The following is a 26424-nucleotide window of genomic DNA, read 5'->3' as shown; positions in this document are numbered from 1 at the left end:
GATTGAACAGCAGATCCAGGAATCACGGCGCCACGGAGCGATGCAAAGCGAACTGTTTCTGGTCATCAACCGGCTCGAGGAATTTGCAGCCGCTGTCACTGAAAAGCTTGATGCGATTGATCTTGAAACGAAACGCAAGATCGTTCTGGGCCTGGTCAAGCGCGTCGAAATCCACAAGGACGAAATCGTCGTTGTGTTCCGTGTCGATCCGCAGCCCCCGGTTCGCGGCAGCGAAAATTCGAACGACTCAGACGAAGGAGCGAAAAGTATGCAACATTGTAGGCGGCGTAATCAGCCCGATCTTGATGAATCTGTTTATGCACTATGCGTTCGATACGCGGAAGCAACTCTGGTATGGAGTGGTAGGTTTGCTCGCGTTTCTCGCGATTTTAAAGATATTCTTCTGACTGCCTGCCCAAGGCCAGCGCAATTCGCATCTTCATCCATCCCGCCAAGGGTTCACGTCGTCGGGCCGTGGTGGCCGCGTGGTCACTACCCGATTCGGACCTCGGATCGCACATGCTCGGCTCGACCTTCAGCATCCTATGCGCGTCGCCGGACTACGTGAAGCGACACAGCGTGCCTGTCTATCCACGTGATCTCGGTGCGCATGCGTGCCTGTCGTTACAGACGCCCGCATTCCCGACGCACGAATGAGTGCTTGAAGGGCCCGGTGGTATCGATCGGATGCACGTATCGGGACCAGTACAGACCAATACGGCCGAATCGCTTGCGCTCGCGATTCGAGACGGTATCGGGGTCGGCATACTACCGGTGTACTCGGCGCTCGATGCGCTGCGCGACGGTACGCTCGTGCGAGTATTGCCCGACCACGTCCTGCAGAAGATGAACGTGTATGCGTTGCATCCATCGCGCAAATTCACCGATGCGAAGGTGCGGACTTGGGTGGAGTTGCTTCGCGCACAGGTGCCGGAGATGATCGCGCGCGACGTCGAGGCTTTGAACGCGATTGCCCGCGAACCGAACGCGGCCTGACCGTGAATACGTCGAACGCCGGTTACAGCAATCCGATTTGCCTTGCGACGATTTTTCGTCATGGGTGGTGGCAACTCGGTCATTTTTCGACGGTTACACGAGAGTGCTGGACGTCGCGCGAAGGCCTCGCTGCCGCCGCCGCGCGATGGAAGGCGTTAAGCACTCTTCTGAGCATGACTTTCCTCAATTCGGGCGTGGGCTGGATGTCGGTGTAGGTCCCGATGGGGTGTGCGCAAGCGTTCTCCACTCATGGAAGGGATTAAGGGAGAGCACGACCCCAGGAGTGCCAACGAGGTAGTCCACGACCCACCTTGGTCGGGCCACCGCGAGCGCGCAGCGCGGAGCGGCCTTTGATAGACTCCTTCGTAATTGACTAAAATTTTGAAAGGAGCTTTCATCGTGGACCCTCTTGACAGAGTTGACGCTGAGATTGTTCAAAGATTGCAGATGGACGGGCGTCTGTCGAATACAAAATTAGCGGAGGAATTGCATCTAAGCGACGCTTCATGTTGGCGGCGTCTGAGACGGTTAGAAGAGCAGGGGGTAATTCAAGGGTATGAAGCGATCGTCAACCGTCGGAAGGTCGGATGTGGGGTCGTAGCATTCGTGCAGATTGTATGCACGCAACATGGCGATGAGGTAACTGCGGCCTTTGAAAGAGCAATTCTTGCCTGCCCACAGGTGCTTGCCTGCCACAACACGACTGGCGAGGCTGATTTCCTTCTACAGGTTGTTGCTAGGGACCTTGATGATTACAGCCGCTTCGTTGAGCGAGTGTTGCGAAAGTTGCCGGGCGTTTCAAGCATCCGGTCGAATTTGTCTTTGCGGGAATTGAAGGAAACGCACCAGCTGCCTATCGCGAATCTGATCGGATTGTGAGTAGGCCGGCGACGCGGCTGCGCGGCGGCCTCGACGTTGAGCTGAACCGTCACAATTCCAGGCTGGCGCCCAACGAGGCTGCAAGAAACTTTCAGCCGACGGGATGCCGTGAATGATTCTTTCATAATCTGACCCGCCTCCGACAAAATCTGAAAAGCTTTTTCCACGGAAGTCTTCAAAATATCTGCAGCATTCCTTTGGAGACAGCGAGTATGAAAGCGGTAGTTTACGAGTCCTTTTCCACTGCCCCCCGGCTGCAAAACGTCCCCGATCCTGTTCCGGAAGACCACGGTGTCGTGGTGAAAATCATGGCGACCGGCGTTTGCCGGAGTGACTGGCACGCTTGGGTTGGGCACGATCCTGATATTGTGCTGCCCCACGTTCCGGGACACGAACTGGCCGGCGTCGTCGCGGCCGTCGGCAAAAACGTGAAGCGCTGGAAAGCAGGTGACCGCGTGACCGTTCCGTTCGTGGCAGGGTGTGGGCACTGTCCAGAGTGCCACTCCGGCAATCAGCAGGTCTGCGACCACCAGTTTCAGCCGGGCTTTACGCACTGGGGATCGTTTGCCGAATACGTTTCTATCCACCGTGCAGACCTCAACCTGGTGGCACTGCCGGACTCCCTTGGCTTTGACACAGCGGCCAGCCTAGGATGCCGCTTTGTTACGTCCTTCCGTGCCGTCGTCGATCAAGGAAAAACGTCCGCCGGGCAATGGGTGGCAGTTCATGGCTGCGGGGGCGTCGGTCTCTCGGCAATCATGATCGCGAACGCTATTGGTGCCAATGTAATCGCAGTAGACATCGCAGAGGACAAGCTGAAACTCGCTCGCGAGCTGGGGGCCGTGGCCACGGTCAACGCTGCAAATGGCGGGAATGTTGTTGAGCAGGTTCGGGAACTGACGCGCGGTGGGGCCCACGTATCACTTGACGCACTCGGCCATTCTGCGACCTGCGCAAACTCGATCAACAGCCTGAGGAAGCGCGGAAAACACGTTCAGGTGGGTTTGATGCTTGCCGAGCACAGCACGCCAGCAGTCCCGATGGGCAAGGTGCTGGCCAACGAGCTCGAGATCATCGGAAGCCACGGCATGCAGGCGTACCGCTACGACGTGATGCTCGACATGATTCACTCGGGCAAGCTTGCACCCGAGAAGTTGATTGGAAAGCGGATCAGTCTCAAGGAGTCCATCGAAGCTTTGATGCGTATGGATGAATTCCAAGCCGCTGGCGTGACAGTCATTACAGAGTTCCAGTAGGCTGGCCGATTGAACCGCCTTCGGGCGGCGTTAGTTCACTGAAGGTAGCGTCCACGACCACTCGTTCAGGAAAGCCGGCTGCATGGCTTAGCGCAAAACGCGAGCCCGCGTTCGCGGCGTGCTGCGGCGGCTGTCTCGACTACGCGCTCGCGGACGCCCCGGCCGTCCTGCCGGGGCTGACGGGCGAACGCAACACCTACGCGCTCTCGGTGCGCGGAACGGTGCCGTGCGTGCCACCGACGGCGCACGCTCACCAACGGCGACGAGGACTGCACGCTTGAGCGCCTGCTCAGAGAGCGTTCGGTGACCACGGCAGCAGGAGGCTATGAGGCCTTGATGACACTCGCATAGGCGCCAAAAACCAATCGTGTCGGAGCGGTCAGGGGTTTGTGCTCCTGTAAGTTGGAGAAGCTATTTGGACGGGTCCCTCGCGGACGAGGGAGGCATCAGTCAAACTATGGGAGAGAGAGCTGTATGGCAAGAAGCATTGCGTTTGTCGGTGGCGGAAATATGGCCCGCGCGCTCATTGCGGGTCTCGCATCGAGTGACCAGTGGCAAATTCACGTGGTTGACCAGGAAGAGCCATTGCTTGAATCCTTGCGCGCGGAATTCAAGTGCTCAGTATGCAACGTCATCGACGAGCAGATCGGCGAGAACGACATCATCGTTTTGGCTGTGAAGCCGAATGTGGTGCCGGATGTTTGCCTCAAGCTTGAACCGCTGCTCAAAAATCAATTGATAGTGAGCGTTGCGGCTGGTGTCAGCACGAGCAGTACCTCCGGTTGGTTGGGGGGCTACTCCAGAATCGTCCGGGCAATGCCCAATACCCCCGCTCTTGCGAGGGCTGGCATGACTGGACTGTTCGCGACGCCACAGGTTGAGATCGCATGGCGAGCTGTCATGGACGAATTGTTCTGCTCCGTTGGGGAGATACTCTGGTGCACAGCCGAATCCGATATCGACGCCGTGACAGCGATCTCGGGCAGCGGCCCCGCGTACGTTTTCTATTTCGTAGAGGCTATGATTGAAGCCGCTAGGCAGTTTGGTTTCTCCCAATCTGACGCTATGAGCCTTGCGACCCAGACCTTTTGTGGCGCCATGAAGTTGCTCGCGGTCTCGGAAGAGTCGCCCGAAATCCTGCGTCAGCGTGTAACTTCGAAGGGAGGCACTACAGCCGCGGCGATTAGCGCGCTGGAATCGCACGGAGTGAAAGATGCGATCGTCAAGGCCGCACAAGCGGCGCGCCATCGAGCAATTGAATTGAGCGAGGGAAAGTAAATCTTGGCACGTCGCGGCGAGACCATCCTGAATGGAGCCGCGAGTTGCGGCGATCCGGATTGCAGAGCAACGACTGCATGTGGAATAAGCGTTGAAATGCAAACAAGGAGCGTGCGGACAACTGCGTTGAATCTTGACAACTGCCGAACTTCTCCAAATTGAACAATAACACCGACTCCTCACCGTCAGAATGATGACCGGATATGGACCGGTCGATGTAGCGCTCTTGATACGCGGGTGATCCTTAATGCGCCAGACCCGCCCAATCTCATCTCATCACCAATGCTCACAGGAAGGTCGTCATGACACTCGACACTCAATTCAATCAGGTTTCCGTTATCAAACGCGCCAACGTTTACTTTGACGGCAAGTGTGTTTCGCATACTGTGCTGTTTGCCGACGGGACTCGGAAGACGCTCGGCGTCATCTTTCCCGGAACGCTAAATTTCGGCACCGAGGCACCCGAAGTTATGGACGTGCAGGCCGGCAAATGTCGCATCCGCATAGAAGGCGACGGCGAATGGCACACCTACAGCGCCGGTCAGTCGTTCGCAGTGCCCGGTAACAGTCGCTTCGACATCCACGTGATCGAAACGCTTGACTACGTCTGCAACTACTTGTGACGTCGAATGCTCGTGCGGAGCGCGTCGGTAGTTTGGGACTTTACATCACGGATGCTGGCCGTCGTAGTGCGTCACCTAGGTTCACTGCCAAGCCAGACGTCCCACTCACATCGCTGGAACGGTATTCGCGTATCGTCGACGACAGGTTGCCCGCAGTAGCGCGGTATGCGGCCCGTCGCGCGCCGGTTCGGCTTTTTCACAACCTATGCAGCGCGCGCTAACCGTACAATCCCTCGACAAAACGGACGCGAACCAGGAACGCGACGCACGCGTCGGAGAGTGAAGGAAATGACACCGGTATTGTTTCACGTGGTAAGGCATGCGTGCACTTTGCGACGTATCTCGACGCGGGCGGCACTCACAAGTAGGCGGAAGCAATCAGGTCGGAGTTGATAGACAACGCTTTGTTCGGTCGGCAGGCGCGCAGGTCGTGGTCGACAGCCAACCTGATCGAGCAACTGAAGGCATTTTTGGAGAATCGAAAACGGTGGAAGCGGTTGCAACCGTCGCCGTATTCAACATGGTGTCGCGATTCATCGTCGCGCTCGCCGTCTGAAACCCTTCTCACACAAGGCCGACCGGCATTCATGAGCTATGCTCACTGCTCCATGAGAACATACCATTGTTGCCCAGAATTTCGCGCTGCTACTCTAGCCGCAATTCGAGGTCACGCCGCCGGCGTGCCGTCTATTGCGGATGGAAGTCATCGTGAAGCTTCATTGTGAAATGCCCGTAAGCGGCGCCGCAGGTGCCGGAAAAGTCGGTTCGATTTTCGACGAAGTTATCGACCGCAAAAGCTCCAATTCGCTGAAGTGGGCGTTTAGCGAAAGCTTGCTCACAGCAGAGGAGTTCGCGGCCGACCCGTTGCCGATGTGGGTCGCGGATATGGACTTCCGGGCGCCGCGAGTCGTCATCGATGCACTGCATGAGGCCGTCGAGTTCGGTGTATTCGGGTATTCGCGCGGAGCGACCGAAAGCTACGTCGCCGCGGTAACGGGCTGGCAGGCAAAGCGCTTTGGCTGGGAGGTCCCGAGCGAATGGGTGCTTCAATCCAGCGGCATCATCACCGCGTTGAAAACGGCCATTCAGGCATTTTCTTCACCGGGCAACTCGGTCCTGATTCAACCGCCCGTGTATGCGCATTTTCACGACGATGTCCTGCTGAACGGGCGCCAGCTGACCTATGCGCCGCTCGAGCGCACGGGAACCGTATATCGCTTCGACGAAAAGGCGTTCGAGGCAGCGATCAGGCACAACACGAAACTCTTCATTCTGAGCAATCCGCACAATCCGACGGGCAACGTCTGGTCAGAAGGCGAACTGCGTACGATGGGGGAAATTTGCCTGCGGCATGGCGTGCTCGTGGTCTCGGACGAGATTCACCAGGATCTCATTGTGAATCCATTCAAGAAACACATCCCATTTGCGTCGCTCGGGAAAGCGTTTGCGGAGAACAGCATCACCTGCACGGCGCCGAGCAAGACCTTCAACCTGCCGGGACTTCAGAGCGCCAATCTCTTCGTACCCAACCGCTGCGTTCGCGAGGAATTGCGTCGGCAGTTTGACAGGAACATGTACTCATCCGTCAACACGCTGGGGATGGTCGCGGCCGAAGCTGCTTATTCTCGCGGTGAGCCGTGGCTCGAAGAATTGCTGCGGTATCTGCGTGAAAATCACGCGTACTTCCGAAATGCGGTCCACGGCCTCACGTCGAAGATCGAGGTTCTACCTGCCGATTCGCTCTACCTCGCCTGGATGGACTGCCGGGGACTCGCGATGGACCCTGATGTCCTCAAACATTTCATGTTGATCGACGCGCGGCTCTGGCTGGATAACGGGCCGAAGTTCGGCATCGAGGGGCATGGGTATATGCGTGCAAACCTTGGCTGTCCGCGTTCCACGCTGGACGAAGCAATCCGCCGCCTGACGACCGCGCTCGCTGAACTCTGAACTGCTGGAGCGCGCCAGATCTCGTCCCATGAAGGCGCGCGACCAAAACACAGTGCTGAAAGTAGCCCGTGGCACACGACCATCGTGCACGGTGCGCTCCTTTAGACGACCTGACTCGAACAGCCGCGATTGACCCTGACCATCGGGGCTAGAGAACCGATGTATGCCATGACCTGAGAGAACACGGCATGCAGTCGGGACATCGGCTTCACAAATCACGAGGTCGATGCAACGGGAGATGAGGTTTGAGGTTTGAGGTTTGAAAAAAATAGTAGTGCGTAGCGGTATTCGCACGGACAAACACCACATCTGAGATCAGCGTTTCAACGATCTTTAAACCTAAAAAAACTACAAACGATTAATTTCTTTGGAGGTGACATGAGCAAGAGCATCGAGGTACAGACATACGAGCGGGAAGATCTGAAAAGAGATCTTAAGAACCGCCATATCCAGATGATTGCCATTGGCGGCGCAATCGGCACAGGACTGTTCTACGGATCTTCCTGGGCAATCAGAACAGCTGGCCCGGCCATTCTGCTGGTCTTTCTGCTTGCCGCTATCGCCATCTACTTCGTCATGCGCGCACTCGGTGAAATGGCCGTGGAAGAGCCGGTGTCCGGTTCGTACGTGTCGTATTCGAACCGCTACATTCACCGCTTCGCAGGCTTTCTGAACGGTTGGAACGCATTCATCTTTCTGCTGGCCACCAGTGCGGCCGACCTGAATGCTTTGGGCAATTACGTTCATTTCTGGTTCCCGCACATTCCGATCTGGGTGACGGCCGGCACCGCGGTATCGCTGATGTTTGTCGTCAATATCATCGGCGTCAAGATATACGGCGAGGCGGAGTTCTGGTTCTCGCTCGTCAAGGTGATCGCGATCGTCGCGATGATTATCTTTGGCGTCGGCATGATCGTGTTTGGCATCGGCAACAACGGTGTGCCCATCGGTTATCACAACCTCGTCGGCCACGGCGGATTCTTTGCCAAGGGGGCGAGCGGCACATTCCTCGCGGTGGTGATGGTCGCGTTCTCGTTCGGCGGCGTCGAAAATCTCGGTCTTGCGGCCGGCGAAGCGAAGGACGTCAAAACGACGATGCCGAAGGCCGTCAATGCGACGTTCTGGCGACTGCTGATTTTCTACGTCGGTGCGATCGCAGTTCTGCTGATGGTTTTCCCGTGGACGTCGTTGACGACGAAGGGTAGCCCGTTCGTCGAGGTCTTCACGAAGATCGGCATTCCGGCCGCAGCGAGCATCATGAATCTGGTCGTGATCATGGCGGTGCTGTCGGCAGTCAACGCGAGCGTGTTCACCAACAGCCGCACGTTCTACAACCTGTCGCTGCAGAAGAACGCGCCGGCCTTTCTCGGCGTCACCAATTCACGCAAGGTGCCGCACCGTGCAATCCTTATGGTGTTTGCCGCGATGTTCGCGGGCGTGCTGCTGAACTACATCATGCCTGAGCAGGCGTTCGAACTCTTTTCTTCGGTGACAGTGTTCGCGCTGGTCTGTGCATGGGGTTCCATCGTCATCAGCCATCTCAGGTTCCGGAAGCTGAAGATCCAGAACGGCGAAGAAGACCAGATCGCGTACCGGATGCCGTTCTACCCATACAGCAACTACATCGCGCTCGCGTTCGTGGTGGCGGTGCTGGTCGGTATCGCGATCCTGCCGGATATGCGCATGTCGCTGGTTGTTTCGGCCGTCTGGGTGCTGGTCGTGTATGCGGCCTACCGGTTCTACGTCCGCAAAGACACGTCTCAGGCGCGTGACGAAGTCGATGCCGTCAAGCCCGAGGATCAGCTGGCCTGACGGCCACCCGACCCCCGCGCGGAGCGTCGAATCGATTTCGCGACTTCATTAAGCCTATGAGGGCGGACTGCCACGGACCACCGTGGCAGCCGCCCTCAATGCATTGGCGCATGCCGTGCACTTGTTTGCCATCATTCGCTGCCGACCCGGGCGGTCGGCGACGCGGACCGGTTTCCCACTTCCTCGCCACGACCGCGCATATACGCCTGCGGGCTACTGCCCATCTCGAGACGAAACGCATATACGAACGCCGATGTCGAGCCGTAGCCAAGCTCCATCGCTGTGCGGGTGACGCCCATGCCGCCGCCAAGCAGTTCGATCGCCCTGAACAGCCTCATTCGGCGGCGCCATGACCGCAAGCTCATGCCCGTCTCGCTGACGAAACGTCGCGCCAGCGTACGGGCCGACATTCCCAGGACGCACCCCCAGTCTTCCGGTCCACGCGGGTCTGCCGGATCTGAATAAAGCGCTTCGCAAAGCGTCGCGAGCGCGCCGTCTCTCGGCCACGGCAACGCCGTCGGCAGAGGCCGCGTTCGCCGGAGCTGGTCGAGAATGAGATGGGTGATTCGACCGGCGTAGCCGTCATCGTCTTGCCGTCCCTCGATGGCCGCCGCTTCGATGATGAGTGCCTTCAGCAGCGGCGAAACAGCGAACACCATCGGAGCCGTGCCTGAGAGCGCGCGACCGGTCTCTTCGGCTATCCACAGACTGCGAAACTCAGCGCCGAGAAGTGAGCCCACTTTGTGACGGAGCCCGGTCGGCAGCCACACGGCCTGCTCCGGGGAGATCACGAGCGACCCGCCTTCCGATATCACCGTCAACGCTCCGGAAATCGCGTAGACCATCTGATGCCAGCGATGCGAGTGCTCCGGAAAGAAGTGACGCGCCGGGATGAACTGCGCGCGGACTGTCAGCGGTGCAGGGGATATGGCGTCCGCCGGGGCTTCGATTGTTTCCCAGTTCATGTCGTTCGTCCGATTGGCAGATGTTCTATACATTTTGACTACCAGTCGAAATACTGTCACGGGAAAACCTGGTTTAATGACAGTCCCGCGTATTGATGCGCGACAGGGCCGACCGCAGCCGACAGCCGCGCCCGATTGCTAACAAATTTCCGGAGTAACCGATTTATGGGCCGCCTCGACCGCTACGATCTGCCGCTTTCGACAACATCCGACCTCGCCGCAGAGCGATACCGTACGGGTGTCGACCTGCTGCTGTCGCTGTGGCCGGGCGCCGGCGAAGCACTGGAAGAGGCGATCGCGGCCGACCCCGATTTCGCGCTGGCGTACGCCGCCCGCGCGCGCCTGCATGCGATCAGCGTGCAGCCGGCTCAGGCTCGCGCAAAGATCGCGAAGGCGCTCGATCTCGTCGCCCGTAACGGGACGGAACGTGAGCGCAGCCACGTCGACGTGCTGTCGCTGGCCATCAACGGACAGGCGGCCAAGGCACTCACTGCCGCGCTCGCGCACACCGACCGCTGGCCGCGGGACATCGTCATCCTGTCGATGCCGCTTGGGGCGTTCGGCCTCTTCGCGTTTTCCGGCATGGCCGACCACGACCAGGCACGCGTCGACCTGTGCGAACGCCACGCGAAACACTTCGATGCCGACGACTGGTGGTTTCTGACCTATCGAGGATGGGCGCACGGCGAAAACGGCGACCTCCAGCTCGGACGCGCGCTCACGCAACGCGCGCTGCAATTGCGGCGACACAACGTGAACGCGGCGCACGCCGTCGCCCACGTGCTGTACGAGTCCGGTGCGAACGACGAGGCGCAAGACATGATCACCGGCTGGCTGCCGGAGTACGACAAGACAGGCGTGCTTCACGGCCACATTGCATGGCATAGCGCGCTCATCGCACTTGAGCGGGCAGACACCGGGCGGGCGCTCGCCATCTACAACGAGCATGTCGCGCCGGCTGCGTCGCTCGGCACGCCGATCAACATCGTCAGCGACACGTCGTCGTTTCTCTGGCGCATGCAGGCCTACGGCCACGCTGTTCCGGCGGGCATGTGGGACGCCGCCGCAAAGTACGCGTCAGATTACTTCAAGGAAGCGGGGTTTCCATTCGCTGACTTCCACATGGCGCTGGTAGCCGCGGCGACGGGCGACAGCAAAGCCGTCGAACAACGCGTTGCCGTGCTCAACAGGCTCATCGACGGAGGCAAGCTTCCGGCCGGCCCCGTCGTCCCGGCGATCTGCCGCGCGTCGTTGGCCTTCGCCGAAGAAAAGTACGCACTCGCCGCGGAGATCCTCGAGCCGGTCGCGCGAGACGTCGTGCGAATCGGCGGAAGCGGCGCGCAGCGCGAGGTCGTCGAGGACACGCTTCTGGTTGCGCTCATGCGAAGCGGCGAGGCCGGGAAAGCGCATGCGATCCTCAACGAGCGGCTGCATCGTCGTCCGTCCCCTCGCGACGAGCGGTGGCTCGACCAGTTGCGCAGCGCTCAGGCGCCCCTCGCGAATCGATGATCGGGGCGACTTGCGTGCGGAAACTGCTCGTTCAAGGGATAGGCCCGGTCGCCGCAATCTCGATCGCGCAACTCTTCGGTACTGCACTGTGGTTCAGTGCAAACAGTACTGCCGGCGACCTGGTGAAAATCTGGCACATCAGCGCGGCTGACATCGGCTGGCTGACGAGCGCAGTGCAGCTCGGTTTCATCCTCGGCACACTCGTCGTCTCGCTGAGCGGCGCCGCCGATCGTTTTCGCGCGAGCAGGATCTTCGTCTGCAGCGCCGTCGTCGGTGCGCTGTTCAACCTTGGCTTTGCATGGCTGTCGACCGGTCTCGTGAGTGGCGCGCTGTTCCGGTTCGGCGTCGGTATCTGCCTCGCCGGTATCTATCCGATGGGAATGAAGCTGATCATCGGCTGGGCACCCAATCGCACGGGTCAGGCGCTCGCGCAGCTTGTCGGGATGCTCATACTCGGCACCGCACTACCCCACGCGATGCGCGTACTGGGAGCGGGTCTCTCATGGCAGCTGGTCATTTCCGCGTCGTCGTTGCTTGCTGTCGGTGGGGCCGGCATTATCGGCGCGCTCGGCGATGGGCCGCACTCTGTCGTGTCGCCCCGTTCCGCGCGCAACAAGGAGACACCAGCGACGTCGCCGCCATCCCTACTCAGCGCGTTTCGCGTTCGCCGGTTCCGGGCCGCGACGCTCGGATATTTCGGCCACATGTGGGAGCTTTACGCGTTTTGGACCGCTGTGCCGCTGCTGATTTCCCATACGTCTCTGACGAGTGCATTTGCGGGTCTCAGTGTGTCGGCGATGTCATTCATTGTGATCGGGATTGGCGCATTGGGCTCCGTGCTCGGCGGCGTTCTGTCGCGATACCTCGGCAGTGCGAAGGTGGCGACAGGCGCACTCGCGATATCCGGTCTATGTGGGCTCGTCTTCGCTTTGGGCTGGCGTCACCTGGCTCCCGAAACGATGGCAGTGCTTCTGCTGATCTGGGGCGCGTCGGCCCCCGCTGACTCGCCGCAGTTTTCCGCGCTCGCTGCCGACGCATGTCCGCGCGCGCTCGTGGGAAGCGCGCTCGCGATCCAGAACTCGATTGGCTTTGCGATCACGGTGTTATCGATTGGAGCGAGCACCTCGCTTTTCGAACATGTCGGACTCGATGCGATGTGGCTGCTGGTGCCGGGACCGGTGCTGGGTCTGGCCGGGTTTGCGCTCACTTTGCGAAAAGCGAGATCGTCGCGGGAGCCGATGCAGTGCACCGATAGCGTCGATCGCCCGCGAAGCACCGAAGCGTTGCGCTGATGGAGAACAGGGATGCTAGACCTCCAGTACCTCTCGATCGTGATGGAAGTGGATCGCCTCGGCAGCGTGACCGCGGCGGCCGACCGGTTGAATGTGACGCAGTCGGCGCTCTCTCACATGGTTCGAAAATTCGAAGAGCGGCATGGCGTCAAGCTCTGGACCAAGAACGGCCGCGGACTGCGGTTCACACACGCCGGCGAATATCTGCTTGGCCTCGCCGGGCGCGTGATACCGCAGATGGAGCACGCGGAACGGACGCTGACGAATTTCGCGGAGGGTCGCCGTGGAGCGCTGCGCGTGGGCATGGAATGTCATCCGTGCCAGAAATGGCTTACCCGGCTCACGCCGCACTATCTCGCGGCCTGGCCCGATGTCGATTTCGATGTGCGCACCGCATTCCGTTTTGACGGCGTTGCCGCGCTGCTTGGGTACGAAATCGATCTGCTCATCACGCCCGACCCGATCGACGTGCCGGACATCACGTTCGCTCCCGTCATCGACTATGAGTTGATGCTGGTGGTGCCGGAGCGCCATCCGCTCGCCACACGGGAGTTCGCTGTGCCTCAGGACCTGATGAGCGAGGAACTGATCACGGTTCCCGTGAGCAAGGAGCGCCTCGACATCTTCACGCGCTTTCTGGTGCCCGCGCACTGCAAGCCGAAATTTCATCGGACGGCCGAGCAGACTGAACTGATGCTGCAACTGGTTGCAGCCGGTCGCGGCATCGCCGTCTTACCGAACTGGCTCGTGGCGGAGGAGGGGAGCGGGTTGCCTGTGCGGACCATCCGGCTCGGCGAGCATGGCTTGAGCAAGAGCATCAATGTCGGGGTCCGCAAGGGCGAAGAAGATGTCGCCTATATCGCCGGGTTCCTGAAGATGGCGCACGATCTCTGGGCGCCAGCGCAACGGATGGTGGCCGACCAAACGGACCGGGAGTGACCCAATGAATACAGAAGCCTCGCAACGGGGTGACTCGCCTCACGAGATAGCCGATGCCGGTAGCAACATCGCGGGACTGACGCGATCGCGCTAGCGCTGGCTGGCGCCCATTCGATAATCGTATATCGACAAAGCGGTCACTCGAAATGAGCGGATGACCAACCTAGTTCGTATGCCAGTCGACGCAAGCCTCGCTAAGGAGCCAATCACGAAACGCGAAAAGTCTCGGCAACGCAGCACATTCCTTCCGGTAGACGACGTAAGACGCGAGCCCTGCGCACGCTGACGATTGTCGACAACTACAGACGTGAGTGTCTGGATATCGGTGTCGGGGCGTCGCTAAAAGGCGAAGACGTAGTTGTCGCTTTCTATCGCATCACATCAGATCGGCCAATACCGCGCCTGATCAAGGCAGATAGCGGGTCCGAATTCATCTCGAAGGCGCTGGGATCGATGGGCATACGAGAACGTCGTAGAGATCGACTTCTCACGTCCCGGCAACGCTGCACACATCAATCGACTTCCATGCCGCCTGTCGACTGGGATGCGGCGGGTCGAGCGTTATGCGCCTGCGGGACGAACCCACCGCCCGGGCGGATGCGGGGAAAGACGCTCGGCTTGGGGGCGCCCCGAGGGAGTTGAGACAGTAGCGGGCGCTGTCGGTGAGCCGGCAGTAGCTGAGCAATGCCGCCGGTTGTCGGAAGGACAACCGGGAAACGAGCGTCTTGTCTCGGTGGATATCAGTTACGGCCAGCCATCACACCGCCGTCGACGTCCCAGATGGCGCCGGTTACCCAGCTTGCCTTGTCCGAGAGCAGGAAGGTGACCGCTTCGGCGACATCCTGCGGCGTGCCCACGCGGCCGATGGGATGAAAGCTATTGAAACCCTGCAGCGCGCTGTGCACTTCTGCCTTCGGAATGAAGCCTTCGTAGATTGGCGTCTGGACTACTGCTGGCGACACTGCATTGACCCGGATGTGCTTGGGTGCCAGTTCCATTGCGAGGTGCTGAGTCAGCGAATGCAGACCAGCCTTGGCCATGGAGTATGCGGACGACGGGGTTGCTGCGATGGCTTGCTTTGCCCACATTGAGCCGATATTTACAATCGCGCCGGGGCGAGCCCTGGCGACCAGGTTGGCGGCGACTTTCTGCGTGATGAAGAAAAACGCCTTGTTCAGCTTCATGTACTGATCATAGTCTGCGTCCTGATGCTCCAGGAACGGCTTGGGAAAGAAGATTCCGGCCGCATTGACGAGCAGATCGATATCCGGGTACTGCTCGTCGATCGCCTTGAGCAGAGCGGCCAGCCCGTCGTTGCTCGATAGGTCGGCCATCAATAGCGTTACCTGGCCCAATGTGGCCAATTCCTTGCGCGCCTCTTCGGCCTTGTCCGCGCGGTGGCCCACAATTACCGCGCTGCCGCCTTCGGCGAGAACCATACGGGCCGTCTCCAGCCCCATTCCGCTGGTGCCGCCGACGACCAGCAGTTTCTTGCCCTTGAATTGATTGCTCATTTGAAATGCCTCCGCCCGCTACTTGGCAGGCTTAAGTTTGAATGAATTGGACTCGCGCTCACGGCCGGGAAGAAACGGATCTCAGTTGCGCCGATGCGACGGAGCCGCAACGTTCGAACGACCGCTACCTCTTTTCTCACTTGGCAAGGACACTATCAAAGCCAACAACAACTAGAAGCAAAACTAGTCGCAGTCGTGCATCGGACGTCGGTCCAGGAACAGGCCTCACCATCGTCGACCCAGTGCGGATTCTTCGCTGAATTGTTCTTGTGGGCAAATGAGATAAAGTGTGTCGAATTGACAGAAAAACTTTCTATTGCGGGCGCCACAGAAAGCGATATCCTGTGCTCAAACTGCAACGTCGGATCTGAAGTGCCTCCATAGGGCGAATACTATGACGCACTGGTCCCGCACGGAAACGTCAGTAGAGACGTGCCCTGGGATAGTCCTCGGGCCCTTTTTACCCTTGAACTCCCAATGAAGTTTATCTTTGCATGAAGGGTCCCGTACATCTCAATGCGCTTCGAGCGTTTGAAGCGAGCGCTCGGCACCAAAGCTTCTCGTCTGCGGCAGCGGAACTGAACGTGACGCCTGCGGCAGTGGGTCAATTGGTTCGCTCGCTCGAAGAGTGGCTCGGTACACCATTATTTCATAGAGGAACAAGCGGCCGTTCCCGCCTCATTCCGACCGAGACGGCGGAGCGTGCGTTGCCTGATATTCGCGCAGGGTTTGATCGGCTTTCACTCGGATTGGATCGCTTGCGCGAAGGCTCCAGGAACGGTGTGTTGACGGTCGCGGTTAGTCCATCGTTTGCGGGGAAGTGGCTGATGCCGCGGATAGAGCGGTTTCACGAAATGTGGCCGGAGACCGACGTTCGGCTCGACACGAACCTCAAGCTGGTCGACTTCACCGCTCAGGGCATCGATATCGGTGTGCGGTATGGGCGCGGCTCCTGGCCAGGCCTCGTGGCGGAAAAGCTGATGGACGAGCAAGTCTACGTCGTTTGCTCTCCCGCATGGCTCGCCAAAAACGGCAAGCTCAGGACACCCACTGACCTCGCCGGCAAAGCACTGATACACGATCTGTCGGTCGATACCCACCTCGGATTCGCATCGTGGAGCGATTGGCTTAAGCGGGCGGGAGTAGAGAACGTCGATGCGAGGCGGGGGATGCGGATCAATAACTCGGCCGCAGTGTTGCAAGCAGTGGTGGACGGTCATGGCGTAGCGCTGGCGCGGAGCGTCTTGGCCCGCGACGATCTGGCCGCCGGCCGGCTGGTCCAATTGTTCCCAAAGGTAAAGTGGACCTCCGAACTGGCTTACTACATCGTTTACCGCGGAGAGTGCTCGTCTCTGCCCAAGCTTGTGGCATTCCGCGAATGGTTAATCCAGGAGGCGGCATCGGCACAGTAATCGGTCATTGCCTCGCGTCGTAGAGCCGATCAACTGACGACGCTGCGCCGGTATGCTGTCGCCGAGACGATCAGAGCAAACATCGCCAACGCAAGAGGAATGAATGACAACGAGAGCACCATGTTCCAGCCATATGAGGTCAGGAGACCGCCCGACAGCAAGGAGCCGAAGGTCATCGTCCCGAAGACAATGAAGTCGTTGAGCGACTGCACGCGGGCCTTTTCTTCCGGTCTATGGCATTCGAGTACGAGAGCCGACGCCCCCACGAAGCCGAAGTTCCACCCTACGCCGAGCAGAATTAACGTGAGCCAGAAATGCGCGACATCGACGCCCGCCAACCCGACGACGGCGGAAAGAGCGATGAGTATCAGGCCCGTCATAACAACCTTTTGTGCCCCGAAGCGCGTGATCAAACGCCCGGTAAAGAAGCTGGGACCATACATCGCGATGATGTGCCATTGAATCCCAAGGTTGGACGACGTCTGCGGCAGGCCACACATTTGCATCGCAAGTGGTGCCGCCGTCATGAGGAAGTTCATCAGCAGGTATGAGACGGTTGCGCAGACAACTGCGGTCACAAACCTGGACTGGCGAGCGATGATGCTGATTGGACGGCCACCGGGCGCCGCCGTCGTCGAAGTCTTTGGAAGACGCACACCAAAAAGGATAAGTGCCGATATTGCGGCGACGGCTGCTTGCGCCAAGAATGTCGCAGCGAACGCATGAGGCGCCCACAAGTTCACGGTGTAGGTGACGAGTTGCGGGCCAATCACGCCCGCGAAGACACCGCCGGCCATGACGAACGATAGTGCACGCGGACGCCGCTCTGACTGGACGCAATCCGCGGCCGCGAAGCGGAAGGACAAGACCACCGCGGCGTAGGCCCCGCCGAAGAAGGTTGCTGCGCAAAAGAGCCAGAAAGCGCTCACTACTACCGCCAAAGCTGCAAGCAAGCCGGCAAGCATGCCGCATCCTGTGCCGGTCAGAAAGGCTGTCCGGCGGCCATAGCGCTGCGCGATGGCGCCGCTGGGTAGCGAGCAAGCCGCCATCCCCACTACGAAGATGGAGATAGGGAGTGTCGCCAGCGCGTGACTCGGGGCAAGCGCATTCCCGACGATTGCGCCCGTCGAGTAGATAATCGCCGAGTTCGCGCCGGCAAATGCCTGCGCGACGGTGAGCCTTGTGATATTGCCTTTCGCGTGAACGTAAGAGGACGACAATGGCGACGTGGTCGGGGGGGAGGATTGGCCGTGTGGCATAGGTTCGGTCTAGATTGCCCGGACTGGCGAGCGTTGCGAAGCGAAGAAGCATCGGCTATGTTCGGCGACCGCTGGGCTAGAACCCCGGCTCAGCGGTCGGCATCGCGATTATGGGTGGTGCCCACTAACATGCGTTTTTCTATCGCATGACTAAGACCATCCTGAACTTGACATCGCCGCTCTTCACTTTCTCATAGGCGGCAAGCGCGTTTTCCAGTGGCATGGTTTCGATCATTGGCCGAACGTCGGTCAGCGCGCTGAAATTCAGCGCTTTTTCGTTCTCGTAGGGAGTGCCTGTCATTGACCCGATGACACTCTTTTCTCCGGAGACCAGTTGGCCGCTTGCGACAGGTAACGGATCTTTGCCCACGCCCAGCACGATCAATCTGCCCTGTGGGGCGAGGCCCGCAATGCACGCGGATACAGTGGCGGCGTGGCCTATCGTCGTGACGATAGCTTGCGCGCCTCCCATCTCCTGGAGTTTGGCAGCGGCGTCGTCTTCATTCGTGTCGATATAGACATGCGCGCCCAGTGCCAATGCATCGTCGACAATCTCCCTCCCGCGGCCGATGGCTACGACCTTGAAGCCCATTTTTCGCGCGTATTGCAACGCCATGTGCCCAAGCCCACCGATGCCCAGCACGGCCACGAGATCACCCGCTTCGGCCCCTGACTTCTTGAGTGCATTGAAGGTGGCAAGGCCCGCACACAAGATGGGCGCCGCCTCTTCGGAGTCGAGTTCGTCGGGAATCGAAACCAAGCCAGTGCTGCGAGCGATCATCACTTCGGCGTAGCCGCCATCGGTCGTTACGCCAACGACCGGCTGATTCCGACAAAGTTGGAATTCCCCGCGTCGACACTGGTCGCATTCGTTGCAATGGCCGCCGAGGCGGCCGACGCCTACGCGCTGCCCCATCTTCCATATCGTTGGTACTGCCGCCCCGATGGCAGCAATTCGTCCGATCACTTCATGTCCTGGCACGCGCGGCTTCGATTTGGGATCGGCTCGGTCGATCTGGCCGATGTCGGCGCCGCAAATTCCGCATACCTCCACCTCGATCAAAACTTCGCCCGCTCCTGGAGTGGGTCTCGGTCGTTCGACCAGTTCAAGAAATCCAGGCCGGCTCAACTGCATTGCTCGATATGTGCTGTTCATGCTCGTGTCTCAAAGAGTAGGGGGATTAGACGATTCCTGGTTGCGACGCCCGGCTATTACACTCCGACGCCCCAACCGTTTACTGCCGCGGTACGGATTGCCTCGCGTACGCCGATGGTTGCGGCATCGATGGCGCCTGCCACATAACCAGGAAACCGAACTGACCATTCGCTGGCTATTCCCACCAGACGTCCATGCCACGGTGACGACGTGACGGTCGCCTGCGGCGCCGCGCCATGTCCTGCTGCGCCTTCGAGGTCGACCGCCGTCGCGGTCAGAGGATCGGCGGCCCAGTCTTTGATCAGCTCCGCTTTAGGCTGCTCAGCCTCTGCGCCAAACATGCGCTTGAACTGCGCTCGACAGTGGAGCAGTAATTCTTGCTCCGGCACACGCTTGCGCGTGTGGGCGGGAACGCCGAAGAAGCCGAACAGTGCGGCGCTGCCGCCCGGCATCGAGGCATCGTGGACTTCTGCGAGCGGTCCCACAGCGCTACGGGCTTCGCCGGAAAGTCCTCGATCGCGCCAGAATGGCCTGTCGTAGACAGCGACATATTTGGCGTGCGATGCCATCCAGGTAGCCGTATTGCTCCAGGCGCGCGAGATCGAATCCGGCAATGGCGGCGTGAAGTCGATCGCGGATGTCGCCAAGCGTGGGGGGACGGCAAGCAACACGAATTGCACGCGGTAAGTGATAAGCCGTTCGCGCGAATCCTCAGCATCGACTTCGATTTGTTGACCGCTATGGCGGACGCGCTTGACGCTGTGACCGACAGAGAGGCGGTCCTGCGGGAGCTTTTTGCACAGGGCCGCTACCAGTGCGTTCATCCCACCCACCAGACGCATCGACCGGGGCGATGCAGCGTGGCCGGAGTGGACCCGCAAAGGCCCCTCGTTTGACGATCGCTCGATAATCATGCTGCCGACGTCATGCTGTTCGAACCGTTCAAGTTCTAGACTGCTGACGAGACGATCGAACTGAGGCTGAAACTCGGGCCAGAACCACGTTGGCCCTAAGTCAAAGCGGTCGAAGGTATCGGATGTATCTTGGCCTGATTCATCCATTCCGGCGGGCGACACGGAAAGAATGCGACCGCCAAACGTGGAGCGTGCTTCCAGCAACACGTAGTCTTCGATGCCCTGTTGCTCGAGAAGAAGAGCCGCATACAGACCGCTTAGTCCACCCCCGATAATGGCGATGCGCGCTGCTCTCATGCCTATGCCTCCGCGGCCCGATTAGCCAGGTGACCGGTCTTGAGGTAGCAGGTCGCTCCTTGTGGGCCGGCGACGATCTCGGGATACTTACCCACGGGTAATCGTACCCAACTGCCCCGATCACAGGGCCGTTTCCCAACTACTAGATTTCCGGCCAATACCAGCAATTCGGCGCCGTCTATCTGGCCGTCGAATAATGCTTCGCCTGCCGATAGGCGTTGCAGACAAACTTGCTCGGTATCCGATGAGAACAGAGGACATACCTCGCGCCGACCTTGGCGCTGCCAGAATCCGGGATCGCGTGTGTCGATGCGAACTCGGTGGTGTTCTCCCGGGTGCATTTGCCGAAGCTTGACGAAAATGATCGCGCCCTCGGCGCTGGACGGCTGATGGATGGATCCTGGCGGGTTGCGCAGATACCAGCCGGCCGGATAGTGGTCGTCGCGCTCGGAGAACGTGCCGGACAGGACGAAGATCTCCTCTCCTCGCGGGTGCGCATGGCCGGGGAAGTGTGAACCGGCCGCATACCGCACGATGCTGGTTGCCCGGGCTTGTTCCTCGCCAATTCTGTCGAGTATCACGCGCTCGACGCCGCTCTGAGGGGAGGCGACCCAGTCGTAACGGTCTGGTGTGACGACGACTGGGCGCGAAAAATCTGCATTTACAAGCATGGATGTCTTACCGCAAACGCCGAAAATGAACGGCCGGCTTACCCACTATCGGCGGCCGACCGCGTACAGAGGTGATTCAGGTATTCGTATTGACCAGTTGCGCGTGGGCTTCGAACACGTGCGCCGTGTAGACCAGGGCGGGTCCTGCGTTCATTGCGATGGCCACGCTCAGCGCTTCAGCAATTTCCTCGCGTGTCGCGCCCAGTTCGACGGCTTTCTTCGTATGCACCGAGATGCAACCGTCGCAGCGTGTGGTGACGGCCACGGCCAGCGAGATCAGTTCGTGAATCTTTGGGCCGAGCGTGCCGTTTTTTTCGGGCGAACTTTCGATCATGTGGAGGCCCTTCATCACTTCCGGGCTAAGCTCCGCGTAGTCTGCGACGCGCGCGAGCAAAGAAGCACGGTAGTCGTTCCAGTCATTCATCATTTTGGTATCTTCCCAGAAGGTAATAAGAGGTTAGGTGCCAGCGCAGCACATTGCTGTATGGGGATCAGGCGACTTGATAGATACGCACGTCCGGCGCTGCATCCAGCAGGGGTTTGAGCCCGCCGACGACGTCCGCGGTGAACAACTCGCTCTGCAAGTAGGCATTCGCGTTCGCTTCGCTATCGAAACCGTGCATCACCTGCACGTCCTCATCGCGCACCAGCAGTTGCTTCGACTTCGCGCCGGCGATGGTGTTGAGGAAGGGGGCCTTGTATTTCTCGTAGACCCCCGCGGCAGCTGCCCGATTTGCATTTGCGACCTTGAGAATAATCTGCAGATAGACCATTTCGTTGCTCCTGTCCTGTTTATGCAATGGGTGACCTTCGTGTTCTGCGATTGCAGTGCAATGAATCGGCAGCACGACGCCGATAAAGTCTGCCTACGGAAAACGATACATACCGATTCATATCGCGCCGAAGCGATGCTGGCTGCGTGTCCCTTCCGTAACGCTGCGTTTCGCTGAGGTGAATTCTTCGCTGATTTATGGGGCGCCGCAAACGAGATTTAGTGTCGCTGATGGAAAGAAAAAATTTGCGGTGGTAGATTCGCCACCTCTCAGATCGCTCTCAGTTCCTGCCTGACAAAGTGTTTGTTGTAGTGGCGAATAGAAATGGTGCCGTGTGCGGCGATGGTTCGATGGCGACGCATGCGGCTATTGAGGGCGATCGAGTTGCTTGGCAGGAGGAGTGACCCAGTCCACAATGGAACTTAGATATGGCTCAACGTCAGCTTTTGTGTGCGGTTTTTCGGGCACCGATCCGCAAGCACATATGCGGCGGCGCGAAGAGCACGCGAGTGTTCGGTTGCCACCGAAGGCTCGCGCAAAACCTTCGGGGCCAGCGAGCGAGGATGAACCCAGCCGGCGCCGAATCAGTCCTCAGAGGAGGGTACCCCGCTAATGGGATGACCACGTTTTGATGAGCAGGCGGACCGTCCGTATCGCAAGGTAGCCAATGAACAGGTTGGCGCCGACGAATACGGGTATAGCCAGCAATTGCGCCGATCGCACGCCCGACTGCGCTAGCTTGAGGCTGCAGACCGTTGCGGCGGCGATACCGAACGTATAGGCCCAGTAGGCGGGGATAAAGGACTGCACGCCGAGCCACAATCCGAGGCGTAGGCCAAGCAGCAGTTGGAAAAGTCCGTAACCCCAGAGCATGAGAAGCCAGTGGTCCGTGCTACCAGGGGACAATGCCAGCCAAGCCATGGCGCAAACGACCGGCGGGGCGAACTGAATGCCAATGAGAGGGCGCTGACACGCGGGTATCGCTGTTGAATGCCATAGCCGATGGATTACCAGGGATTCGAGGGCCAACCATGAGAACAGTCCGGCACCTAAAAATAGCCAACCCCAGTCCGGGGACCCTAACGAACCAAGCGCCGCTGCGCTAGTGAAGTTGCCGGCAACGGTCGGCAGATACAGGGTCGGCACCATGTCCTCCGAGTTCCTGCCGCCCTGCCATAGCGTGCCTGTGTGCCAGAGGGAGAAGCCCAGGTGCCATGCGATGCCGCTTATGGCTAGAAACCACGCCACGGTAATCGAGTATGGAAGGACTGCCATGGCAACGAGCAAAGTGGATACCGCCAACAACGCAGGCGTGCCTCCCTGCACAGGATGCAGGAACTCGGCTTTGACGGCTTCGAAGTTCCGGATGGCTTGCCACAAGTAGCCGATGGCGAGTATGGTCCAGACCAATCCCGCAATGGCCAGAAGCGCTTCGGCAACGGCGGGCGGGAGGTCCCATAGGCGTGCCGCCATGCGCCACGCCTGCCCGAGACCGGAGACACCCAGGACTGTGCCGAAGTGGGACGCCGGAATGTGAGTCCGGCATATCTGCATAAGGCGTGTCGTCGTCGGCGTCGCCGTATCGCAATGATGGTGTTCATCGCGAGAGGGCGACGCTGTGAGCGAGCAAACCTTATTGCTGTTGTCCACAGCAGCTCTTCGCCTGAGTGCAGGCGTTGGCGTTCGCATCATCGATCCGCACGGGCGTGTAACCGGCATCCGCAATGGCATCCTGCAGCTCGTTTGGATCGGCGTCGGTCGATTCGATCGTCACCAGGTGCTTGGCCGGGTCGACGGTGAACTTGGCATCGTTGTCCACGGCCTTCAGCGCTTTCGTGATCAAGCTGACGCAGTGACCGCAAGTCATGTCATTTACTTCAAAGGCAATCATGAGATTTCTCCTACAGGGGTTTGTCGATGAGACGTTGGAACTATCCGGCTTCCAATCATCGGAATGTCAAGGGGCTTTGTTGCAGCTAATACCAAATGCGAATGCCGGCGACCCAGTGTTGATCGAAGACGGCTTGATGATCTTCACGGGCGAAATCGGCTGTGCCGCCGAAGCGGCGCTTCCACTCGACCCCGATGTAGGGCGCGACGCGCCGATTAATCTCATAACGCAAACGCAACCCGAGCTGGGCGTCGGAGATTCCAGCGCCGATGCGCCTGGCAGGATCCGACCGCCCATACGCGTTGATCTCGAGGTCCGGTTGCAGGATCAGTCGCTGAGTGAAGCGCATGTCGTACTCCGCGCGCACGCGGGCAGCGGTTCGGCCTGTTGGATCCACGTAGCCGGTGGCTTCGATATCGAAGTTGTAAGGCACTATGCCCTGTACACCGAATGCGGCCCAATGGCGAGACGGTCCATCACCGAAGTCCTGGCGTATGCCGAGTTCCGTGTCCCAATATGCCGCGACTGCATGACTCCAGAGCGCCTCGACATCAGCATCTTCGAAGCGGCCGCCACTACGTTCTCCTTCGCTGCGGACCCACAGCTTATTGCTGTCGCTGCCGTACCATCCGTGCATTTCCCAAGCCAGTCCATTAGTGTCCTTGTCGTGGAATGCTTCCAACTGGTCGAATTGCAGCATGCCCAGTGGCGCGGCGTCGTCCATGTCCATGCCCGGCTCGGAACTGGCGCTGGCACCTTCGGAGTAGTCGGGGCTGCGCGCGTTGGGCGGTGCGCTGCCGCCCTGCATGGACCCCATTCGCATGGGCATCGGATTCTTGCCGTTGCCATGCGGCTCAGCGTTGCTGTTTTGCATGGAGCCCATCATGGGCTGCATCTGCATGCCGGGCATCGAATGCTCGTCGCGCGTCGCCGCGTCGCCGTTTTGCATCGAGTTCATCTTGGGAGGTATCTGCGTGCCGGGCATCGAATGCTCGTCGTGCGTCGCCGCGTCGCCGTTTTGCACGGAATTCATCTTGGGAGGCATCTGCATGCCGGGCATCAAATGCTCGTCGTGCGGCGCTGCGTCGCCGTTTTGCATGGAGTTCATCTTGGGAGGCATCTGCATGCCGCCCATCGAATTTTCATCATGCGACGAAGCGTTCGTCGAGGGCATCGAACTGCCGGCGGGGGGCTGAGCCACCTGGGCGATGGATAGGGCCGGCGCGGCCAGCAGTCCCGCCGCGAGCCACAGAAAGCGCCGCGGGACCATGGCGGTAGTTTGTCGGGTTTTAATCATGACACGACCACCTCGCGGAACATGCCCGCAAACATGTGATAGAGCATATGGCAGTGGTAGGCCCAGTGTCCCGGCGTATCGGCCGTCACACCATAGGCGATACGTTGCGCAGGCTGCACGTTGATAGTGTGCTTGCGCACCTGGAAACCACCGGACGGATTTTCCAGCTCGCTCCACATGCCATGCAGGTGGATCGGATGATTCATCATGGTGTCGTTGACGAGCACGACGCGCACGCGCTCCCCAGTTCTTAAGTGAACCGGCTTTGCATCGGAGTACTTCACTCCGTCAAACGACCACATGAACCGCTCCATGTTGCCGGTAAGGTGCAGTTCGATTTCGCGGTTCGGCTCGCGCGGGTCCAGCGACCCGCCGATCGTATGCAGATCGGCATAGGTGAGGACGCGGCGACCGTTGCCGCGCAGACCTGCGCCCGGGTCGTCGAGATTGGTGCGTGGCATATCGACACGCATGTCGACACCGGGGCCATATTCGGTACGAGCGTGATGCGCGGGCGGCGTCGCGGCCATCATGCCCATCATCCCCATCCCGGGTTTCCCCGACATTCCCCCTTGCCCATGCATCCCGCCCATCATCATTGCGCCCATCATGTCTGCCTTGTCCAACCAGCCGACCGGATCCATTTTCGGAATGTCCGCCTGCATGCCTGGGCGCGGAGCGAGCGTGCCTCGCGCGTAGCCGCTGCGGTCGATCGATTGGGCGAACACGGTGTACGCGCGGTCGTCTTCGGGCTGGACGATCACGTCGTAGGTTTCAGCAATGGAAATGCGGAACTCATCCACGCTCACCGGCTCCACGTCCTGTCCGTCGGCGCTGACCACGGTCATCTTCAGGCCAGGAATGCGCACGTCGAAGACCGACATCGAAGAGCCGTTGATAAAGCGCAGTCGCACCTTTTCGCCGGGCTTGAAAAGTCCCGTCCAATTGTCGGCCGGCGAGTGTCCGTTCGTCAGATAGGTATAGATCTGTCCCGACACGTCGCTGTAGTCGGTCGGATTCATACGCATCTGCTCCCACATCTTGCGCCTCGCTAGAGCATTACTCAGCCCATGCTCTCCCACGTCGCGGAAGAAATCCGGGGCTGTGGGCATGGCGTAGTTGTAGTAATCGCCCGACTTCTTCAGCGTTGCGTAAATGTGCTCGGGGTCATCGTCGGACCAGTCGTTGAGCATGACGACATAGTCGCGGTCGACCGCAATGCGATCGGGTCCAGCGGGTTCGATAACCAGCGGGCCGAACACCCCCGTTTGTTCCTGAAAGCGTGAATGCGAGTGGTACCAATAGGTGCCGGCCTGCCGCACGGGGAAGCGATAGACGAAGCTCTCGCCCGGTGCGATGCCAGGAAAGCTGAGGCCAGGCACCCCATCCATTTCAGTTGGAACAAGAATGCCGTGCCAATGAATGGAAGTTGGCACCCGTAGCCGATTGGTCACGCGCAGCGTCACTGTGGTCCCCTCCTTCCAGCGGAGCGTGGGCCCGGGAAGGCTGCCGTTGATGGTCGTGGCCGGACGTGAATGGCCAGTGTAGTTGACGGGGGTCTCGGCGATATCCAGTGCGAAATCGGTACCGCTCAACACGGTCGGCTGGTCGGGGCTGTTCAGCGCCCAGGTGCGCGAGGACTGGAGTAGGCCAAGTGTAGCAGCGGCACCGCCCAAGGCCACGCCTTGAACGAAGCGCCGCCGCGACGTACTGGTTGGTGGATTACGACTTTGCATTTAAT

22 protein-coding genes and 3 pseudogenes are annotated in these 26424 nt (G+C 59.6%); 13 read left to right on the top strand and 12 right to left on the bottom strand.

All coding sequences use genetic code 11. From position 1 onward, the window contains the following. The 8 genes and pseudogenes from GCT13_RS49535 to GCT13_RS27200 all read left to right on the top strand — a co-directional run. A pseudogene (locus GCT13_RS49535) lies at positions 1-568 on the top strand (hypothetical protein); the annotation flags it as partial. Continuing rightward, positions 457-996: pseudogene (locus GCT13_RS27230) on the top strand (substrate binding domain-containing protein); the annotation flags it as partial. The pseudogenes GCT13_RS49535 and GCT13_RS27230, both read left to right, overlap by 112 nt. A gap of 399 nt (positions 997-1395) precedes the next feature. After that, the gene (locus GCT13_RS27225; protein WP_087739561.1) at positions 1396-1875 is read left to right on the top strand and encodes an Lrp/AsnC family transcriptional regulator; all 480 of its coding nucleotides are present in this window, start codon (positions 1396-1398) and stop codon (positions 1873-1875) included. A 212-nt stretch (positions 1876-2087) separates the two neighbouring features. Continuing rightward, entirely contained in the window at positions 2088-3131 is a 1044-nt protein-coding gene (locus tag GCT13_RS27220; RefSeq protein ID WP_087739474.1) for a zinc-dependent alcohol dehydrogenase family protein, read from the top strand. A 474-nt stretch (positions 3132-3605) separates the two neighbouring features. Beyond that, a complete protein-coding gene (proC, locus tag GCT13_RS27215; RefSeq protein WP_087739475.1) occupies positions 3606-4409 on the top strand; it encodes a pyrroline-5-carboxylate reductase in 804 nt (267 codons plus the stop codon). Positions 4410-4711: 302 nt separating this feature from the next. Further along, on the top strand, positions 4712-5032 hold the full coding sequence (gene ppnP, locus GCT13_RS27210) for a pyrimidine/purine nucleoside phosphorylase (protein ID WP_087739476.1): 321 nt from the start codon (positions 4712-4714) through the stop codon (positions 5030-5032). Positions 5033-5728: 696 nt separating this feature from the next. Next, the gene (locus GCT13_RS27205) at positions 5729-6982 is read left to right on the top strand and encodes a MalY/PatB family protein (RefSeq protein ID WP_087739477.1); all 1254 of its coding nucleotides are present in this window, start codon (positions 5729-5731) and stop codon (positions 6980-6982) included. A 378-nt stretch (positions 6983-7360) separates the two neighbouring features. After that, positions 7361-8794: an amino acid permease gene (locus GCT13_RS27200; RefSeq protein WP_087739478.1), complete on the top strand. Its 1434-nt coding sequence runs from the start codon at positions 7361-7363 to the stop codon at positions 8792-8794. Positions 8795-8925: 131 nt separating this feature from the next. Here GCT13_RS27200 and GCT13_RS27195 read toward each other — a convergent pair whose 3' ends face one another. Then, positions 8926-9759 (bottom strand): AraC family transcriptional regulator, encoded by an 834-nt coding sequence (locus GCT13_RS27195; protein WP_087739479.1) that lies wholly within the window; start codon positions 9757-9759, stop codon positions 8926-8928. A gap of 165 nt (positions 9760-9924) precedes the next feature. On the opposite strand from GCT13_RS27195, the gene GCT13_RS27190 reads away from it, so the two are divergent. The 4 genes and pseudogenes from GCT13_RS27190 to GCT13_RS27175 form a co-directional block, all read left to right on the top strand. After that, positions 9925-11268: a tetratricopeptide repeat protein gene (locus GCT13_RS27190; protein WP_087739480.1), complete on the top strand. Its 1344-nt coding sequence runs from the start codon at positions 9925-9927 to the stop codon at positions 11266-11268. Continuing rightward, positions 11265-12560 carry an MFS transporter gene (locus GCT13_RS27185; RefSeq protein WP_087739481.1) on the top strand — a complete coding sequence of 432 codons (1296 nt, stop codon included), beginning with the start codon at positions 11265-11267 and terminating at the stop codon, positions 12558-12560. Before GCT13_RS27190 ends, GCT13_RS27185 begins: the two co-directional genes overlap by 4 nt. Positions 12561-12572: 12 nt before the next feature. Beyond that, a complete protein-coding gene (locus GCT13_RS27180; RefSeq protein WP_087739482.1) occupies positions 12573-13499 on the top strand; it encodes a LysR family transcriptional regulator in 927 nt (308 codons plus the stop codon). A gap of 267 nt (positions 13500-13766) precedes the next feature. Beyond that, positions 13767-13998 (top strand): annotated as a pseudogene (locus tag GCT13_RS27175) (DDE-type integrase/transposase/recombinase); the annotation flags it as partial. A 241-nt stretch (positions 13999-14239) separates the two neighbouring features. Here the strand turns inward: GCT13_RS27175 and GCT13_RS27170 are convergent. After that, positions 14240-15013 carry an SDR family NAD(P)-dependent oxidoreductase gene (locus tag GCT13_RS27170; protein WP_087739483.1) on the bottom strand — a complete coding sequence of 258 codons (774 nt, stop codon included), beginning with the start codon at positions 15011-15013 and terminating at the stop codon, positions 14240-14242. Between the two features lie 494 nt (positions 15014-15507). Here GCT13_RS27170 and gcvA point away from each other — a divergent pair, with 494 nt between their 5' ends. Continuing rightward, positions 15508-16425 (top strand): transcriptional regulator GcvA, encoded by a 918-nt coding sequence (gene gcvA, locus GCT13_RS27165; protein ID WP_087739484.1) that lies wholly within the window; start codon positions 15508-15510, stop codon positions 16423-16425. 29 nt (positions 16426-16454) lie between these two features. Here gcvA and GCT13_RS27160 read toward each other — a convergent pair whose 3' ends face one another. The 10 genes from GCT13_RS27160 to GCT13_RS27110 form a co-directional block, all read right to left on the bottom strand. Beyond that, positions 16455-17684: an MFS transporter gene (locus GCT13_RS27160; protein WP_087739485.1), complete on the bottom strand. Its 1230-nt coding sequence runs from the start codon at positions 17682-17684 to the stop codon at positions 16455-16457. A 139-nt stretch (positions 17685-17823) separates the two neighbouring features. After that, entirely contained in the window at positions 17824-18840 is a 1017-nt protein-coding gene (locus tag GCT13_RS27155; protein WP_087739486.1) for an alcohol dehydrogenase, read from the bottom strand. Between the two features lie 56 nt (positions 18841-18896). Continuing rightward, on the bottom strand, positions 18897-20051 hold the full coding sequence (locus tag GCT13_RS27150) for a flavin monoamine oxidase family protein (protein ID WP_087739487.1): 1155 nt from the start codon (positions 20049-20051) through the stop codon (positions 18897-18899). 2 nt (positions 20052-20053) lie between these two features. Then, positions 20054-20722 (bottom strand): cupin domain-containing protein, encoded by a 669-nt coding sequence (locus GCT13_RS27145; protein ID WP_087739488.1) that lies wholly within the window; start codon positions 20720-20722, stop codon positions 20054-20056. A gap of 76 nt (positions 20723-20798) precedes the next feature. After that, positions 20799-21149 carry a carboxymuconolactone decarboxylase family protein gene (locus GCT13_RS27140; RefSeq protein ID WP_087739489.1) on the bottom strand — a complete coding sequence of 117 codons (351 nt, stop codon included), beginning with the start codon at positions 21147-21149 and terminating at the stop codon, positions 20799-20801. 64 nt (positions 21150-21213) lie between these two features. Next, on the bottom strand, positions 21214-21495 hold the full coding sequence (locus tag GCT13_RS27135; RefSeq protein WP_087739490.1) for a hypothetical protein: 282 nt from the start codon (positions 21493-21495) through the stop codon (positions 21214-21216). A 609-nt stretch (positions 21496-22104) separates the two neighbouring features. Further along, on the bottom strand, positions 22105-23049 hold the full coding sequence (gene tehA, locus GCT13_RS27125; RefSeq protein WP_087739491.1) for a dicarboxylate transporter/tellurite-resistance protein TehA: 945 nt from the start codon (positions 23047-23049) through the stop codon (positions 22105-22107). Positions 23050-23128: 79 nt separating this feature from the next. Further along, on the bottom strand, positions 23129-23386 hold the full coding sequence (locus tag GCT13_RS27120) for a heavy-metal-associated domain-containing protein (RefSeq protein ID WP_087739492.1): 258 nt from the start codon (positions 23384-23386) through the stop codon (positions 23129-23131). An 85-nt stretch (positions 23387-23471) separates the two neighbouring features. Next, a complete protein-coding gene (locus GCT13_RS27115; protein ID WP_087739493.1) occupies positions 23472-24683 on the bottom strand; it encodes a copper resistance protein B in 1212 nt (403 codons plus the stop codon). Then, on the bottom strand, positions 24680-26419 hold the full coding sequence (locus GCT13_RS27110) for a copper resistance system multicopper oxidase (protein ID WP_087739494.1): 1740 nt from the start codon (positions 26417-26419) through the stop codon (positions 24680-24682). Before GCT13_RS27110 ends, GCT13_RS27115 begins: the two co-directional genes overlap by 4 nt. Positions 26420-26424 lie beyond the last annotated feature (5 nt).

Origin of the sequence: Paraburkholderia franconis (genome assembly GCF_009362735.1) — a bacterium.
GTDB lineage: Bacteria > Pseudomonadota > Gammaproteobacteria > Burkholderiales > Burkholderiaceae > Paraburkholderia > Paraburkholderia franconis.
Note: the sequence above shows the minus strand (reverse complement) of the source record. Positions and strands in the feature narration are given on the sequence as shown.